Genomic DNA, 15,403 nt, shown 5'->3' on the forward strand with positions numbered 1-15,403 from the left:
CCAGTGAGCGGGATCAGGCCACGCTGGCGGCGCGGGCGGCCGCTTCGGCCGGGGCCAGGCCCAGGCGGCGGCGGGCCAGCGCGTACTCTTCCACAAACCGGCGCACCAGCTCGGCGGCCGGCACCACGCGCTTGATGGCGCCCACGCCCTGGCCGGCACCCCAGATATCCTTCCACGGCTTGACGCGGGTCGAGCCAAAGTTCATGGCCGAGGCGTCCGACGTCGGCAGCGCCTCCGGGTCCAGGCCCGACCGCACGATGCTTTCGCGCAGGTAGTTGCCGTGCACCCCGGTGAACAGGTTCGAGTAGATGATGTCGTCGGCCGTGCTGTCGACGATCATCTGCTTGTAGGCGTCCTGGGCGTTGGCTTCCAGCGTGGCGATGAAGGCCGAGCCGATGTAGGCCAGATCGGCGCCGGCGGCCTGCGCGGCCAGCACAGCGTCGCCGCTGGCAATGGCGCCCGACAGCAGCAGCGGGCCATCGAACCATTCGCGGATCTCGTGCAGCAGCGCAAACGGCGACAGCGTGCCGGCATGGCCGCCCGCGCCGGCTGCCACGGCGATCAGGCCGTCGGCACCCTTCTCGATTGCCTTGCGGGCGAACTTGTTGTTGATCACGTCGTGCAGCACGATGCCGCCGTAGCCGTGCACGGCGTCGTTGACCTCGGCGCGCGCGCCCAGCGACGTGATCACGATCGGCACCTTGTAGCGCACGCACTGTTCCAGGTCGTGTTCGAGCCGGTCGTTCGACTTGTGCACGATCTGGTTCACGGCGAACGGCGCGGCGGGACGGTCCGGGTGCTTGGCGTCGTGCTCGCCCAGTTCGGTCGTGATGCGGTCCAGCCATTCCGACAGCTTCTCGGCCGGCCGGGCGTTCAGGGCCGGGAACGAGCCGACCACGCCGGCCTTGCACTGGGCAATCACGAGGTCCGGGTTGGAAATGATGAACAGCGGCGAGCAGACGGCCGGCAGCGACAGGTTTTGCAGCAAGGCGGGAATGGCCATGACGGTTCCTTCGGGGTCACATCGGAGCGAATGCAACTATGCAACTAGTTGCATGATGGCTGGCAAGGTATCACGGTGCCCGCGCATCGTGCAACTCGTTGGCAGGACATTTCCGCGCAGGCGTCCGGCTGCCAGTGGCGCTTTGTCTACAATGAGCGGATTGCGACGCGCCAAGCAGGAGATCAGTGGTGACTCACCCCGCGACCGACGGTGTCCCGGCCAACGGGCCGAAGCCGGTTCCCGACGACCTGTTCGACGCCGACCTGGCGGCGTGGTATGGCCAGCCCGAGCGCGCGTTCGATGGCTGGCTGGCGCACCATGGTTTCCGCCCCGGCACGGCCGTCGTCTACCGGGCGATGTGGGGCAAGCTGCTGCGCTGGTCGGGCGAGCAGGGCCTGCCGCCGCTGAAATGGTCGGCGGCCCAGATCGGCGCGTTTCTGGACGCCCAGGACCTGCACAAGCGCCATCGCTATCGCTACGCCAGATTGATAGAGCGGATCTTCCACCACCTGGCCTCGCTGCAGCAGAACCTGCACAACCCGGCCAGCCAGGCCGTGAAGTCGCATCTGGTCGAGGGCGAGAACGATCCGACCGCCTTCCTGCTGCCCGGCGAGCGTGACCTGCTGGTGGCGCGCATCCTTGCGCCGGGGCTGCCGGCCGAGCGGGAGGGCAAGGCGGGCAAGGATGGCATTTCGCCGACGGCGTGGAAGCGCGCGCGTGACGTGGCGCTGCTGGCCGTGCTGCTGGGCGGCGGGCTCAAGGTGGGCGAGGTGCGCGCGTTGCGCATCGAGTCCATCAAACGGGTCAACGACGGTGCCATGTCGATCCGGATGGTCCGGCCCGACAACGGCCGCGCGTACACGGTGCCGCTATTCGGCTTTGCCCGCGCGCCGCTGCGCCAGTGGCTGGCCTTGCGGGCGGCCGCCGACACGCTCGGCGACCTGGTCTTCCCGGCCATGGCCAACGGCCGGCCCATGCACGCGGCGTCGGTCTATCGGCGGGTCGAGATCCTGCTGGAGGAAGCTGGCGTGCTGGCCGGGCGCAGCGAGCGGGCATCGCCGCAGACGCTGCGCAATACGTGCGGGGCGATGCACTTCGATGCCGGCGCAACGCCGGCTGCCGTGGCGCAACTGCTGGGCATGCGCGACCTGGAATCGGGCTGGCGGCTCCATGCGGCCTACGAAGCCTGGCAGGCGCGGGCTGGCCTGCCGCTGATGGCCCGGCAGCCCGAACGGACCGGGCGGGAAATGTAGACGACCGTACAAACGGACGAGGCGGTCGTAATATCGCTCGGTTAAGATGGGTGCCGGCCGGCCATTTGCCGCCGGCATCGACACAAATCCGATCTCAATATCTCCATGGCTCAAACCCTATTGCTCACTGGCGCAACCGGATATATCGCTTCCCACACCTGGCTGGCGCTCCATGCCGCTGGCTATCAGGTGATCGGGCTCGATAATCTTTGCAACAGTAACCGCGAGGTCGTGAACCGCCTGGCCCGCATTACCGGCACCACGCCGCAATTTGTCGAGGGTGACGTGCGCGACCGCGCGCTGCTGGACCGCCTGTTTGCCGAGCACGACATCACGGGCGCCATCCATTTCGCGGCGCTCAAGGCCGTGGGGGAATCGGTCAGCCAGCCGCTGGCGTATTACGGTAACAATCTCGAAGGGATGATTACGCTGTGCAGCGCCATGCAGGCGGCCGGCGTCAAGCAGCTGGTCTTCAGTTCGTCGGCCACCGTGTATGGCAATCCGCATACCGTGCCGATTCTGGAAGATTTCCCGCTGTCGGCCACGAATCCCTACGGCCAGACCAAACTGATGGGCGAGCAGATCCTGCGCGATCTCGAAAAATCGGATCCGGAATGGCGCATCGCGTTTTTGCGATATTTCAATCCGGTCGGCGCGCATGAAAGCGGGCTGATCGGCGAAGACCCGGGCGGTATTCCCAACAACCTGATGCCGTACGTGGCCCAGGTGGCCGGCGGGCGCAGGGAGAAACTCAGTGTTTATGGCGACGACTACCCAACCGTGGACGGCACCGGCGTGCGCGACTACATCCACGTCTGCGACCTCGCCGACGGCCACGTGGCGGCGTTGAACTACCTGCGCGACCACACCGGCGGCGTCACGGTCAACCTCGGCACCGGCCGTGGCTACAGCGTCCTGGAGGTAGTGAAGGCCTACGAACGTGCCAGCGGGCGCCCGGTGCCGTACCAGATCGTCGACCGGCGGCCCGGCGATATCGCGTCGTGCTACGCCGATCCGTCGCTGGCCCAGTCGCTGCTCGGGTGGCGTGCCCGGCACGACCTCGACCGCATGTGCGAGGATTCCTGGCGCTGGCAGTCGATGAATCCGATGGGGTTTGCGAACTGAATCGACGCAGCCAATAAAAAACCGGGCGGAAGCCCGGTTTTTTTATGATCCCGCGTGGCGGCGGAGATCAGCGAATCAGAAAGTCTTCCATCGACTTGCCGTTGGCCAGGGCCTGGGTCAGCCAGCCCGGGCGCTTGCCGCGGCCCGTCCAGGTATTGCCGGCGCTGTCGCGGTAACGGACCGGCACCTTGCGGGCCACCGGCGCCTTCTTGCCGGCCGCGGCCTTGCCGCCAAATCCCAGGTCTTCGGCGGTCAGGCCAAATTGTTCGATTTTCTCGCGAATCTCGGCAATCACGGACGCTTGTTCGCGTGCCTTGATCTCTTCGGCCTGCTTCTGCAGTTCGCTGATTTTCTGAACGATTTCCTGATATGTCGCCATTTGTATCCCTCGATTTACTGGTGGGTCCGTGAATTGACGCAAAGCATTTTATTACCATAGACGGCCGGGCTGCAAATGCTTTAAGGCGCCAGACCCGCATTTTGCGAAAATTCTCAATAACGAAGAATTACTGAACTTATATCGGACGACAAAGTCAGCCCGGGCGAGCGCAAAATGCGCGGCCCATCCGCAAACGCGCGTCCCATGGGGCGCCAGCCTTGCGGTGCCGGTACGGGCCGGCGCCATCAGACAATTCCGCCGTTTGCCATTGGCGGGCCGCCATTCAAAGCGCGGATTCAGCAGGCGCTGAATACAGTCTTCAAGGATTTTCATTACCGCCGGGGCAAATGGCGCGTTGGCGCGGCAGCGGTGTTTAATCGGGCTGGCGGGAATCCAAGTGCATCACGCGCCATACCCGAAATCGATTTGCCGCGCAACTCAAGTAAGGTTGCCAGCCGACCGTTATCGAGTCCTGAGCAGGCCGTACGGGGTGTCGGTCTGCCGGACCGGGGCAGGGGAGTGGCTCCGGGTTATCTCCTAATGGTCAGCACATCATGTCCTTTCACCAGAATATCCAGATCAAGACCCTCCTGCGGGGCGCCATGGCCTTGCTCGGGGCCATCCTGCTGCTTGTGGGCGGCGCGGGACTGCATGGCATTTCCCAGTCCAATGATGCGCTGAGGGAGACCTACACGAACCAGCTGGCGTCGTCGCAGGCGCTGGCCGAGGCCATGGTCGGCACCACCCGCCTGCGCCTGGCGCTGGACCGCACCGTCATGCCGGGCAGCGAGGGCGACGACATGCAGAAGCACGTCGACCGCTCCAAGACGTTCATCGAATCGTCCGAGCGCGGCTGGAAGCGCTACATGGCCCTGCCGCAGAACGACGAGGAAAAGGTGCTGTCCAGCGCGCTGGCCGCCAAGCGCCAGGACTTCTTCGAGAAAGGCGTGGCCAGGTGGCAGCAGGCGCTGACCGCCGGCAACCGTGAAGAATCGCTGAAGCTGGCGCGCGACGTGATGCCCGAGCTGCAGCGCAGCATGGCCTCCGCGCACGACAAGCTCGAAAAATTCCAGATGGAAGCGGCCAGGACGAGCTTCGAGTCGGCCCAGTCGCGCTTCGAGACGATCCGGATGATGGCGATCGTGCTGATCGTCGCCGGCATCGCCATTGCCATCGGCGCCGCCGTGATGCTCCACCGCGCCATCGTGCGCCCGGTGGAAGAGGCGCTGACCGTGTTCGAGCGCATGGCCGGCGGCGACCTGACGTCGCACATCAGCAGCATGTCGAAGAACGAGATTGGCCGGATGATGCAGGCGCTGGCGAAGATGCAGGACAGCCTGTCCGGCATCGTGTCCGAAGTGCGCGGCGGGACCGATTCGATCGCATCCGCCACCAAGCAGATCGCCGCGGGCAACACCGACCTCTCGCAGCGCACCGAGGAACAGGCCGCGTCGCTGGAGCAGACCGCCGCGAGCATGGAGGAACTGACCACGGTCGTGCGGCAGAACGCCGACAACGCGCGCCAGGCCGGCATGCTGGCCGGCGAGGCATCGCAGATCGCCATGAAGGGCGGCGACGTGGTGGGCCGCGTGGTGGACACGATGAACGAGATCAACGGCGCGTCGCGCAAGGTGGTGGAGATCATCGGCGTGATCGAGGGCATCGCGTTCCAGACCAACATCCTGGCGCTGAACGCGGCCGTGGAAGCGGCCCGCGCCGGCGAGCAGGGCCGTGGCTTTGCCGTGGTGGCGGGCGAGGTGCGCAGCCTGGCCCAGCGCAGCGCCAACGCCGCCAAGGAAATCGAGTCGCTGATCAGTGAGTCCGGCCAGCGCGTGGAAAGCGGCACGAAGCTCGTGGCCGAGGCCGGCCAGACGATGGGCGAGATCGTGCAGGCCGTGCGCCGCGTGACGGACATCATGAACGAGATCAGCGCGGCGTCGCAGGAGCAGACCACCGGCATCGAGCAGGTGAACCAGGCCGTATCGCAGATGGACCAGGTAACGCAGCAGAACGCGGCGCTGGTGGAAGAAGCCGCCGCCGCGGCCGGCGCGCTGGAAGAACAGGCGCAGAAGCTGAAGAGCGTGGTGTCGGTGTTCTCGCTGGCATCCGACGGCGGCGCGACGCGCCAGCTGGCTGCCCCGGCCCGTCTGGCCCCGGCCCCAGCCCCGGCCGCGCCCAAGGCTGCCCCGGCTGCCAAGGTACCGGCCCGCCCGGCCGCCAAGCGTCAGCCCGTGGTCCGCACGGCCCGCGAGCCCAAGCTGCTGCGTCCCGCGATGAACCAGCCGGGCGGCGGATCGGCCGACGACGACTGGGCTGCCTTCTGATTGTTTCCGGACCGATACAAGACAGGACAGACTGCCACGCGGTTCCAGGTTCACAGCACGCGCGCGGGATGCCATGATGCGGGGTTTTTCCCATCCCGCATCCTGTTGTCCGCCGCGCCGCTGCCGTCATTCTTCGCGCCCCCCCGATGATTGCCACGAATACCCTCCTGTTGCTGCTTGCGGCCACGCTCGGCGTAGCGGCCGCGCTGTGGCTGCGCGCGGCCAAAGCGGACGGCGAGCCGGGGCGCAAGGCGGTCCGGTCGCTGGGCTGGTCCGCCGCGCTGATGTCGCAGACCACGACCGGCATGCCGCTCTGGGTGACGCTCGGTTCCGGCACGATCAGCGCCGCCAACCAGGGCGCCGAGATGGCGGCCACGTTCGCCGCCACGCTGGCCGCCAGCGTGGCGGCGTCGAACCTGCTGGCGCCGGTGGTGCAGTGGACGCGCCACGGCGGCCGGGGCTGGCAACTGGCCATCGCCACGGCGATGCTGGCCGGCGCCGGGCTGGTGGCCGTGGCCGGCGCGCGGCTGGGCCGGGCGTGCGGCGGGCTGTCGATGTCGCCGCGCGGCTGCCTCGATGCGGCCGGCGTGCACGGGCCGGCGTGGCTGGCCGGCGGGCTGGCGCTGCTCTGCTCGGGGCTTTACGCGATGCACCGGCTGCAGTCGCGCAAGTGGGCGGGCGCGTTCGGCGACATGGCGCTGCCCGATGACGCCATCGACGATCATCCGGCGGCCGGGCGCGGCGGCGAGTCGCGCGTGGTGCGCCGCGCCCATGGCCGCATGGGCGGCCTGACCGTGCGCTCGCCGGGCCGGGGCCAGCCGCCCGTGGGCGAATACAGCGTCAGCACCGAACTGCCCGACCGCACCGCGTTTGCGCGCTGGCTGGACCAGACCATCGCGCACGCGCGGCTGTCGGAAACCGCCTGCGCGGTGCTGCTGATCCATATCGCCGATTTCCGCGAGGTGGACGAAGTCTTCGAAGTCCGCGCCGACGACATCCTGGCGCAGGACGCCGGCGCGCTGGCGCAGGCCGCGCTGGAGCCGCACCACTTCCTGGCCCGGCTGGCGCGCGACGAATTTGCCGTGGGCGTGCCCGAACTGGTGCAGCACAGCCGCGCGCACGACGTGGGCGCCCGCGTGCTGGGGTCGCTGTCCGAATTCGTGGCCGCGCGCGGGCTGCAGATGCAGATCGGCGTCAACATCGGCATCGCGATCTACCCGCGCGACGCGGCTACGTCGGAGTCGCTGATGCAGGCCGCGCGCGTGAGCCTGTCCGAGGCGCGCGAAAGCGGGTCCAACCAGATGCGCGTCTTCAATTCGGCCGCCGGCGAGCGCGCGCGCCGCATGCGGGTAATTCGCCGCGACCTCTGGCCCGCCATCCAGGACGACGCCCTGTCGCTGGTCTACCAGCCCAAGTACGACGTGAAGTCGCGCGGCGTGGTGGGCGCCGAGGCGCTGTGCCGCTGGCGCCATCCGACGCTGGGGCCCGTGAATCCGGCCGAATTCATCATGGTGGCCGAGCAGTCGGGCCAGATCGACAAGCTTGACGACTGGGTCATCTCCACGGTCTGCGCGCAGGTGCGCCAGTGGCAGGACGCCGGGCTGCCGACGGTGCCGGTGGCCATCAACGTGTCCGGCCTGCGCTTTGCCAGCCGCAATTTCCCGCAGTACCTGCTCGAACAGATCCACCAGCACGACATTCCGCCGTCGGCCATCACGCTGGAAATTACCGAGACGGCGGCCATGAAGGACATCGGCAAGTCGATGGAGACGCTGGCGGAGCTGCAGTCGCTGGGCATCCACGTGGCGCTGGATGACTTCGGCAGCGGCTATTCCAGCCTGGGCTACCTGAAGCGGCTGCGGGTGGGCACGCTGAAGATCGACCGCACGCTGATCGGCGGGCTGGACGCCGACCCGCAGGGCCGGGCCATCGTCGGGTCGATGGTGGCGCTGGCGCACGAACTGCGCATGAAGGTGGTGGCCGAGGGCGTGGAATCGGCGTCGCAACTGGAAATCCTGCACGACATGGGCTGCGACGAGGTGCAGGGCTACCTGATGGCCATGCCGCTCGACGTGCCGGCCTTTGCCGAGCTGATGGCCGGCGCCCAGCGGCTGCGGGCGTAGCTGCCGGGGCCGGTCCGCCCATTGCCGGAACCGCCGAAACCGCCGCGAACGTGAAAAATTGTCAACTTTGCCCCGCCAACGCTAAAGCGCGGCGCTGGCGTGTCGATATGGAAAGGACAGGGCAGTGGCGCGTGCCGGCATTGGCGCGCGCCAGCCAGCTGGCCTGTCCGTCGCCGGCCGCATTGCCTTGGCACTGGCGGACCCACCGCTTCTGGAGTCACCGATGTCCCTTCCGCACATCCTCGTCGTCGACGATTCGCCGTCCCTGCGCCGCATGACCGTTGCCTGCCTGCGCGCGGGCGGATTCACGGTCACCGAGGCGGCCGACGGCAAGGAAGCGCACGAGGTGGCGATGGAGGGCGGGTTCGGCATGCTGGTGACCGACCAGGTCATGCCCGGCATGGACGGCCTGTCGCTGATCCGCGCGCTACGCGCCACGCCGGCCTACGCCGCCATCCCCATCCTGATGCTGTCGACCGAGCACGACAGCCGCATCCTGGACCAGGCCCGCGAGGCCGGTGCCTCGGGCTTCCTGGCCAAGCCGTTCGACCCCGAAGAGCTGATGGCGTCGGTCCACGCGCTGCTGGACCCTCCCACGGAGGGGTAATCCGGGCACGAAGTCGTGCTTAATTCACCCCGCCGCCTGCCGTAAATACTGGAGGGCCATAGCAGGTGGTCCGGCCGGGCCCATGGGGCCGCGCCGGGTGCCGCCTCGGGTCGCCAGCAGCCAGGGGCACGCTACCCCGGCCACGACCAACCTTGCCAGCGGGGGCAACATGAACACCAGCAACAGCCGCGCGGACGGCGCGGGCGAAGAATTCCTGGCCTTCCGGCTGGGCCGCGAGGAATACGGCATCGACATCCTCAAGGTCCAGGAAATCCGTGGCTACGAATCGGTCACGCAGATCGCCAACGCGCCTGACTACCTGAAGGGCGTGATCAACCTGCGCGGCACCATCGTCCCGATCATCGACCTGCGCATCAAGTTCCGCCAGGCCCAGATCAGCTACGACCAGTACACCGTGGTGATCATCGTCGATATCCATGAACGCACCACCGGCATCGTGGTTGACGGCGTGTCCGACGTGCTGACGCTGACCGCGTCGCAGATCAAGCCCGCGCCGGCGCTGTCCGGCGGCGTGGAAACCGAATACATCCGCGGGCTCGGCTCGCTCGAAGGCCGCATGCTGATCCTGGCCGACATCGAGAAGCTGATGAACGTCGACGACCTCGCGGCGCTGGACGCCGCCGCCGGCACCGCCTGAACCCCCCGACCAACCCGCGGCCCGGCCCGCGCCGACGCGGCGGGCCAGGCCCCAGAGCCGCCACACAGCAATGCGCAACAACCAGCCAGTCACGCAGCACGAGCACCTGCTCTCGCCGGACGATTACCTGATCTCGCGGACCGACCTCAAGGGGCGGATCACCTTCGCGAACCGGGCGTTCGTGGAGACCAGCGGCTTCCCGGCGGCCGAGCTGCTGGGCGCGCCGCACAACCTCGTGCGCCATCCCGACATGCCGCCGGAAGCGTTTGCCGACCTCTGGGCATCGATCCAGGCCGGCAAGTCCTGGGTCGGCATCGTCAAGAACCGCCGCAAGAACGGCGACTACTACTGGGTGCAGGCCACCGTGACCGCCACGCGCGTGGACGGCCGCATCATCGGCTACACGTCCGTGCGCTCGATGGCCACGCGCGAGCAGATCGAGGCCGCCGACGCGGCCTACCGGCGCTTCCGCGAAAACCGCGCCGCCGGCCTGGCGATCCGCGATGGCGCCGTGGTGCGCACCGGCGTGGCGGGGCTGTTCGGCCGGCTCACGCGGCTGACGCTGCGCCGGCGCATCCTCTGGGCGCAGGCGGCCGGTCTGGCCTGGTTCCTCGCGGCGCTGGGCGGCGTGCACTGGATGTCGGCCGAGGCCGCCGCGCAACTGTGGCCGTGGCTGTGGGGCGCGTTCGCGCTGGCCGTGCTGTCGTCGATGGCGTCGGGCGCGCTGCTGGTGGCGCGCGTGGAGCGGCCCGTGAGCGAGATGCTCGACTTCGCGTTGCGCATGGGCGCCGGCGACCTGACCACGACGTTCGAACACAAGGCCGCCGACGAGGTGGGCGCGCTGGCGCGTGCAATGCGCACGATGCAGCGCAGCCTGCTGTCAGTGGTGCATGACATCCAGGAAGGCATGACCAGCATCTCCACGGCCACGCACCAGGTGGCGGCGGGCAACAACGACCTGTCGCAGCGTACCGAGCAGCAGGCCGCGTCGCTGGAGGAAACCGCGTCGAGCATGGAGCAGTTGACCGGCACGGTGCGCCAGAACGCCGACAACGCGCGGCAGGCCAGCGGGCTGGCCGCCAACGCTTCCGAGACCGCGCTGCGCGGCGGCGAGGCCGTGGGGCGCGTGGTGCACACCATGCAGGACATCAACGAGGCGTCGCGCAAGATCGTAGACATCATCGGCGTGATCGAGGGCATCGCGTTCCAGACCAACATCCTGGCGCTGAATGCGGCCGTGGAAGCGGCGCGGGCCGGCGAACAGGGCCGCGGGTTTGCCGTGGTGGCGGGCGAGGTGCGCAGCCTGGCCCAGCGCAGCGCCAATGCGGCCAAGGAAATCAAGGGGCTGATCGGCAACACCGTGGCGCGCGTGGAAAACGGCGCCGCGCAGGTCAGCGAGGCTGGCGCGACGATGGACGAGATCGTCCAGGCCGTGAAGCGCGTGACCGACATCATGGGCGACATCAGTTCGGCATCGGCCGAGCAGAGCGCGGGCATCGAACAGGTGAACGAGGCGGTGGCGCAGATGGACGAAGGCACGCAGCAGAACGCCGCGCTGGTGGAGCAGGCCGCTGCCGCGGCCGGCGCACTGGAGGAACAGGCCGAGCGCCTGCGCGAGTCGATCTCCACGTTCCGCGTGAGCACGCAGGCCGAGGTCCGGCCCGCGCGCCCGCGCGGCGTGGCGGCGCTGGCGCATGTGGCTGGCTGAAGTGGGGAGCAGGCCCGCGCGCCGCAGGGTGGCCGGGCTTTCATAAAAGGGCCGCGTCTCGGGCGCGGCATCAGGAACGGGGTAGAGCGGCCGCCCACGCAGGCGGCAGCGACATGCAACCCGGAGCGGCGTGGCCGTTCCGGTCATTTCTGACAGAAGAAGGGGGTAGTTCTATGCAGTGGTTCAATCAACTTCGCGTGACGACCAGGCTGATCGCCGGCTTCCTGGTCGTATCCGTGATCGGTGCCGTCATCGGCCTGCTGGGCGTGGTCAACATGGGGCGCATGGCGGAATGGACCGGCAAGATCTACAACACCGACCTGCAGGCGCTGAAGGCCGTGCAGGACGGCAACATCAACCTGGTCTACGCCAGCCGCGCCCAGATTGCGCTGCTGTCGGCGTCGACCATGGGCGAGCGCGCGACCGAGAAGGAACAGATCCAGAAGTCGCTGACCGCCATGGAAACCCGCGTCAAGCTGGCCAAGGACTCGTTCGCGTCGCCCGAAGGCCAGGCCCTGTTCAAGCAGTACGAGACGCTGGTGCCGCCGTTCCGCGAGCGCATGCAGAAGTACGTCGACCTGGTCAGCAAGCAGCCGCTGGACACGTCGCAGTTCGAAAGCACCGTGTTCACGGAAAGTACCGACCTGCTCAAGGACAGCCGCGCGCTGGAAGACGTGCTGTTCAAGATGGTCAAGCGCCGCGACGAGCGCGCCAAGGCCAACATGGATGAATCGACCAGCGTCTACAACAGCTCGCGCGTGCTGATGCTGCTGCTGGTGCTGGGCGGCGTCGTGATCTCGGTGGTGCTGGGCTGGCTGCTGGCCCGCCAGCTGTCGCGCCAGCTTGGCGGCGAGCCGGGCTACGCCGCGTCGATTGCCGCGCGCATCGCCGACGGCGACTTCTCGGGCAAGGTGGAACTGCGCCGGGGCGACGACCACAGCTTGCTGCACGCCATGAGCCAGATGCAGCAGCAGCTCTCTGGCATGGTGCGCGATTTCAAGGAATCGGCCGAATCGATCGGCACGGCGTCGCGCCAGATCGCGGTGGGCAACAACGACCTGTCGCAGCGTACTGAGCAGCAGGCCGCATCGCTGGAGGAAACGGCGTCGAGCATGGAGGAACTGACCAGCACCGTGCGCCAGAACGCCGACAACGCGCGCCAGGCCAGCGGGCTGGCGGCCAACGCGTCGGATACGGCCGTGCGCGGCGGCGAGGTGGTGGGCCGCGTGGTGGAGACGATGGGCGAGATCAACGACGCCTCGCGCAAGATTGTCGACATCATCGGCGTGATCGAGGGCATCGCGTTCCAAACCAACATCCTGGCGCTGAACGCGGCCGTGGAAGCGGCCCGCGCCGGCGAGCAGGGCCGTGGCTTTGCGGTGGTGGCCGGTGAAGTGCGCAGCCTGGCGCAGCGCAGCGCCAACGCCGCCAAGGAAATCAAGACGCTGATCGACAACTCGGTGGCGCAGGTGGATACCGGCGCGGCGCTGGTGAGCCAGGCCGGCACGACGATGGACGAGATCGTGCAGGCCGTGAAGCGCGTGACCGACATCATGGGCGAGATCAGCGCGGCCTCCGCCGAGCAGAGCTCGGGCATCGAGCAGGTGAACCAGGCCGTGGCGCAGATGGACGAGGTGACGCAGCAGAACGCGGCGCTGGTGGAGCAGGCTGCCGCGGCGGCCGGATCGCTGCAGGACCAGGCGTCGCGCCTGATGGATTCGGTGTCCAGCTTCCGCCTGTCCGACGACGACGGCCACGTGGTGGCGGCCCCGATGCTGGCCGCCCCGGCCGCCCCGGCCGTGCGCTCGGTGGTCAAGCCGGCCGCCAAGCCGGCTGTGGCCCGCGTGGGCAAGGCTCGCAAGACCGGTGGCAAGGCGTCCCGCGCCGCGACCGGGCTGGTGGCCGTGGCGGCCGCCGCGCCGGCCGTCGGTGAAGAAGCCGAGGAAGCTGCCGATAGCTACAAGAAGCGCCCGGCATTGACCGCCGCGTCCGACAACGGCGACTGGAGCGCCTTCTGATCGACCGCCGGGACTTGTCCCGGCGCCTGAACTCGCCGTCGTCACCAGACGGCACGCCCCGGCACAGCGGCACCCCCGCTGCGCCGGGGCGTTCACACGTCCGCAGAACATCATGCATACGGAAATCAGTCTGTCCCTGTCGGCCGAAGCCGTAGCGCGGTTGCGAGCGGACTTCGATGCCTTTGTAAAAGTTTCCACGGGGCTGGACCCGCAGTTCATCCCGCCCGCCTTTGACGACTTCATGCGCGCGCGGCTGATGCAGCAGGACGGGCCGCTGACCGAGCGGGCCGTGATGCGGCTGTTGGCCAGTGGCGAGTACGGCTGGGCCAAGAAGGTCTTCGACAAGCAGCTGCCCAACGCGCTGGCGGCGCTGATGCGCGACGCGCAGCGCTTTGGCTTTGCGCTGGCCGTGCAGCCGGACTGGACGCCCCAGCAGCGCGTGGATCACGCGCGCGAGTGGGCGGCCAACATCCTGTCCGAAGCGGGCGCCGACGCGGCGTTCACCGAGGCGCTGGCGGCGCAGATCTCGTCGTCGGCCGTCGATGTGCGCGCCATCGAGGAACGCATGCGCACGCCGGCCTGGCGGATTGCCGACGGGCTGCGCCAGCGGGCGTACGACGTCATGTACGCGTTGCAGACCGAGCAGAGCGAGGCTCTGGGCCGCAGCAAGGTGGGCGAGCTGCGGACGCTGCTGGGCCTGGCGCTCGAATACGGTTCTGTAAGTGCCGAGGAAGCCGCTCGCGTGCTCGAACAAGTGGAGCGTGCGCGGCCGCATCTGTTCCGCGAAGCCCCCGACGACGTCTTTGCGCGGCTGGCCGCGTGGCTGCGGCGCGTGTTTAGCCAAGGCGCGCTGGTTCGTCAATAGTGGAAAGCAGCAACCCCACTTCAGCAGGTGGCGTGTGCACGGCTCGGGAACCCTGTCCGTTCTGTACACAAACTGTTACACCTTTGATGAAAATCAGAAGTCAGTCACATTCGCTGTTACAAATTTGGCTGGCCATGTCTTTTCCTTGCGACATTCCGCAATCCCCAACGTAAGTAGGGATTGGCATTGTGGGCGGATTGCCGATATAAACGTAACAGTTTCACTTACACTCTGTAACATCTGTAACGTTTCAGGGTTGAGGTGTAACCGGGCGAAGTATCTTTCGTTGTACGTCGTACCTACTCGAACACGCACCAAACGATCTGGTCGCCGGCAGGAGTTCCATGCCGGTAAGCGCCGGACAAGCGGTCGAGAGGTTTTTTGGTAGCGGGGAAAAATTGGAAAGCAGTGAAGTTCTCCAGGAGATCAGGGAGGTCAATCTCGCCTATCTTCTGCTTGCGCAACGACTGGTGCGCGAAAACCAGGTGGAAGCCATGTTCAGGCTTGGTGTCAGCAAGGAAATTGCTGAGATCCTTGCCAAGCTGACGTCGGCGCAACTCGTCAAGCTGGCAGCATCCAACATGGTGCTGTGCCGTTTCCGCTTCGACGACCATGCGTTGCTGTCCACCCTCACCCACACGGCCAAGAGCCATGATATGCAGCAGATCCACGCTGCTATCCTGCTGGCCCGGCAACCTGTGGAGTCGCTCAATTGACCGCGCTCCTCCAGGCCCAGCCGGCCCGCAGCTTCACGGCCACACCCGTACCCAACCGCAAGAGCGTCCTGCAGGATGCCAACCAGACCCAGCTCGCCATCGAGCTGATCGGGCTGGGGGCGCGCCTGCAGGTGCTTGAAGCCGAGACCACGCTCTCGCGCGACCGGTTGATCCGGCTCTACAAGGAGCTCCGGGGCGCGTCGCCGCCCAAGGGCATGCTCCCCTTCTCGACGGACTGGTTCACCACCTGGCTGCCGAATATCCACTCGTCGCTGTTCTTCTCGGCGTACCAGTTCATGGTGCAGGAAGGCGAGACGTCGGGCATTCGTGCCGTAGTGGCCGCTTACCGTCTGTACCTCGAGCACGTTTCGCTGCTCGGCGGCGAAATCGTCTTAAGTTTCACCCGTGCCTGGACGTTAGTACGGTTTTTCGAGAGCAACATGCTGCAGCTTTCCACGTGCACCTGTTGCGGCGGCCAGTTCGTGACGCATGCCTATGAGCCGCACGCGAACTTCGTCTGCAGCCTGTGCCGTCCGCCCTCGCGGGCCGGAAAGGTGAAGAAGCTCTCGAAGGACGCCACAGCCGCGCAGACCGAAGCCTGAGTTCATCGGGACTGACGTCTTC

13 protein-coding genes are annotated in these 15,403 nt (G+C 67.4%); 11 read left to right on the forward strand and 2 right to left on the reverse strand.

Translation table 11 applies throughout. The features are described from left to right. Window positions 1-13: 13 nt before the first annotated feature. Window positions 14-1,003, reverse strand: coding sequence for an NAD(P)H-dependent flavin oxidoreductase (locus QTN24_RS17425; protein WP_124685943.1), 990 nt, complete (start codon window positions 1,001-1,003; stop codon window positions 14-16). Between the two features lie 188 nt (window positions 1,004-1,191). Between QTN24_RS17425 and QTN24_RS17430 the strand changes: the two genes are divergently transcribed. Both QTN24_RS17430 and galE read left to right on the forward strand, forming a co-directional pair. Continuing rightward, entirely contained in the window at window positions 1,192-2,256 is a 1,065-nt protein-coding gene (locus tag QTN24_RS17430) for a tyrosine-type recombinase/integrase (RefSeq protein WP_313838611.1), read from the forward strand. Window positions 2,257-2,361: 105 nt separating this feature from the next. Beyond that, entirely contained in the window at window positions 2,362-3,381 is a 1,020-nt protein-coding gene (gene galE, locus QTN24_RS17435) for a UDP-glucose 4-epimerase GalE (RefSeq protein WP_313838612.1), read from the forward strand. 67 nt (window positions 3,382-3,448) lie between these two features. Here galE and QTN24_RS17440 read toward each other — a convergent pair whose 3' ends face one another. After that, window positions 3,449-3,760 carry an H-NS family nucleoid-associated regulatory protein gene (locus QTN24_RS17440; RefSeq protein WP_124685946.1) on the reverse strand — a complete coding sequence of 104 codons (312 nt, stop codon included), beginning with the start codon at window positions 3,758-3,760 and terminating at the stop codon, window positions 3,449-3,451. Between the two features lie 554 nt (window positions 3,761-4,314). Here QTN24_RS17440 and QTN24_RS17445 point away from each other — a divergent pair. The 9 genes from QTN24_RS17445 to flhC all read left to right on the forward strand — a co-directional run bounded on the left by QTN24_RS17445 (window position 4,315) and on the right by flhC (window position 15,381). After that, on the forward strand, window positions 4,315-6,084 hold the full coding sequence (locus tag QTN24_RS17445; RefSeq protein WP_313838613.1) for a methyl-accepting chemotaxis protein: 1,770 nt from the start codon (window positions 4,315-4,317) through the stop codon (window positions 6,082-6,084). A gap of 146 nt (window positions 6,085-6,230) precedes the next feature. Beyond that, entirely contained in the window at window positions 6,231-8,207 is a 1,977-nt protein-coding gene (locus QTN24_RS17450) for a putative bifunctional diguanylate cyclase/phosphodiesterase (protein WP_124685948.1), read from the forward strand. Window positions 8,208-8,430: 223 nt separating this feature from the next. Then, on the forward strand, window positions 8,431-8,814 hold the full coding sequence (locus QTN24_RS17455) for a response regulator (RefSeq protein ID WP_124685949.1): 384 nt from the start codon (window positions 8,431-8,433) through the stop codon (window positions 8,812-8,814). A 169-nt stretch (window positions 8,815-8,983) separates the two neighbouring features. Further along, the gene (locus QTN24_RS17460) at window positions 8,984-9,472 is read left to right on the forward strand and encodes a chemotaxis protein CheW (RefSeq protein ID WP_124685950.1); all 489 of its coding nucleotides are present in this window, start codon (window positions 8,984-8,986) and stop codon (window positions 9,470-9,472) included. A 70-nt stretch (window positions 9,473-9,542) separates the two neighbouring features. Next, window positions 9,543-11,180 carry a PAS domain-containing methyl-accepting chemotaxis protein gene (locus QTN24_RS17465; protein WP_124685951.1) on the forward strand — a complete coding sequence of 546 codons (1,638 nt, stop codon included), beginning with the start codon at window positions 9,543-9,545 and terminating at the stop codon, window positions 11,178-11,180. Between the two features lie 173 nt (window positions 11,181-11,353). Beyond that, a complete protein-coding gene (locus QTN24_RS17470; protein ID WP_313838618.1) occupies window positions 11,354-13,198 on the forward strand; it encodes a methyl-accepting chemotaxis protein in 1,845 nt (614 codons plus the stop codon). Window positions 13,199-13,310: 112 nt separating this feature from the next. Further along, window positions 13,311-14,063 (forward strand): DUF4088 domain-containing protein, encoded by a 753-nt coding sequence (locus QTN24_RS17475; RefSeq protein ID WP_313838619.1) that lies wholly within the window; start codon window positions 13,311-13,313, stop codon window positions 14,061-14,063. 344 nt (window positions 14,064-14,407) lie between these two features. Beyond that, window positions 14,408-14,779, forward strand: coding sequence for a flagellar transcriptional regulator FlhD (flhD, locus tag QTN24_RS17480; RefSeq protein ID WP_172966159.1), 372 nt, complete (start codon window positions 14,408-14,410; stop codon window positions 14,777-14,779). After that, window positions 14,776-15,381: a flagellar transcriptional regulator FlhC gene (gene flhC, locus QTN24_RS17485; protein ID WP_124685954.1), complete on the forward strand. Its 606-nt coding sequence runs from the start codon at window positions 14,776-14,778 to the stop codon at window positions 15,379-15,381. The genes flhD and flhC overlap by 4 nt, the downstream gene beginning before the upstream one ends. Window positions 15,382-15,403 lie beyond the last annotated feature (22 nt).

The sequence above is a fragment of the Cupriavidus sp. SZY C1 genome (genome assembly GCF_032190535.1).
GTDB classification, from domain to species: domain Bacteria; phylum Pseudomonadota; class Gammaproteobacteria; order Burkholderiales; family Burkholderiaceae; genus Cupriavidus; species Cupriavidus pauculus_C.

Coding starts and splice junctions, on each gene's coding strand:
- QTN24_RS17425 (WP_124685943.1), bottom strand. CDS start 1,003: ATGGCCATTCCCGCCTTGCTGCAAAACCTGTCGCTGCCGGCCGTCTGC.
- QTN24_RS17460 (WP_124685950.1), top strand. CDS start 8,984: ATGAACACCAGCAACAGCCGCGCGGACGGCGCGGGCGAAGAATTCCTG.
- QTN24_RS17475 (WP_313838619.1), top strand. CDS start 13,311: ATGCATACGGAAATCAGTCTGTCCCTGTCGGCCGAAGCCGTAGCGCGG.
- QTN24_RS17445 (WP_313838613.1), top strand. CDS start 4,315: ATGTCCTTTCACCAGAATATCCAGATCAAGACCCTCCTGCGGGGCGCC.
- QTN24_RS17450 (WP_124685948.1), top strand. CDS start 6,231: ATGATTGCCACGAATACCCTCCTGTTGCTGCTTGCGGCCACGCTCGGC.
- QTN24_RS17455 (WP_124685949.1), top strand. CDS start 8,431: ATGTCCCTTCCGCACATCCTCGTCGTCGACGATTCGCCGTCCCTGCGC.
- QTN24_RS17440 (WP_124685946.1), bottom strand. CDS start 3,760: ATGGCGACATATCAGGAAATCGTTCAGAAAATCAGCGAACTGCAGAAG.
- flhD (WP_172966159.1), top strand. CDS start 14,408: ATGCCGGTAAGCGCCGGACAAGCGGTCGAGAGGTTTTTTGGTAGCGGG.
- QTN24_RS17470 (WP_313838618.1), top strand. CDS start 11,354: ATGCAGTGGTTCAATCAACTTCGCGTGACGACCAGGCTGATCGCCGGC.
- galE (WP_313838612.1), top strand. CDS start 2,362: ATGGCTCAAACCCTATTGCTCACTGGCGCAACCGGATATATCGCTTCC.
- QTN24_RS17465 (WP_124685951.1), top strand. CDS start 9,543: ATGCGCAACAACCAGCCAGTCACGCAGCACGAGCACCTGCTCTCGCCG.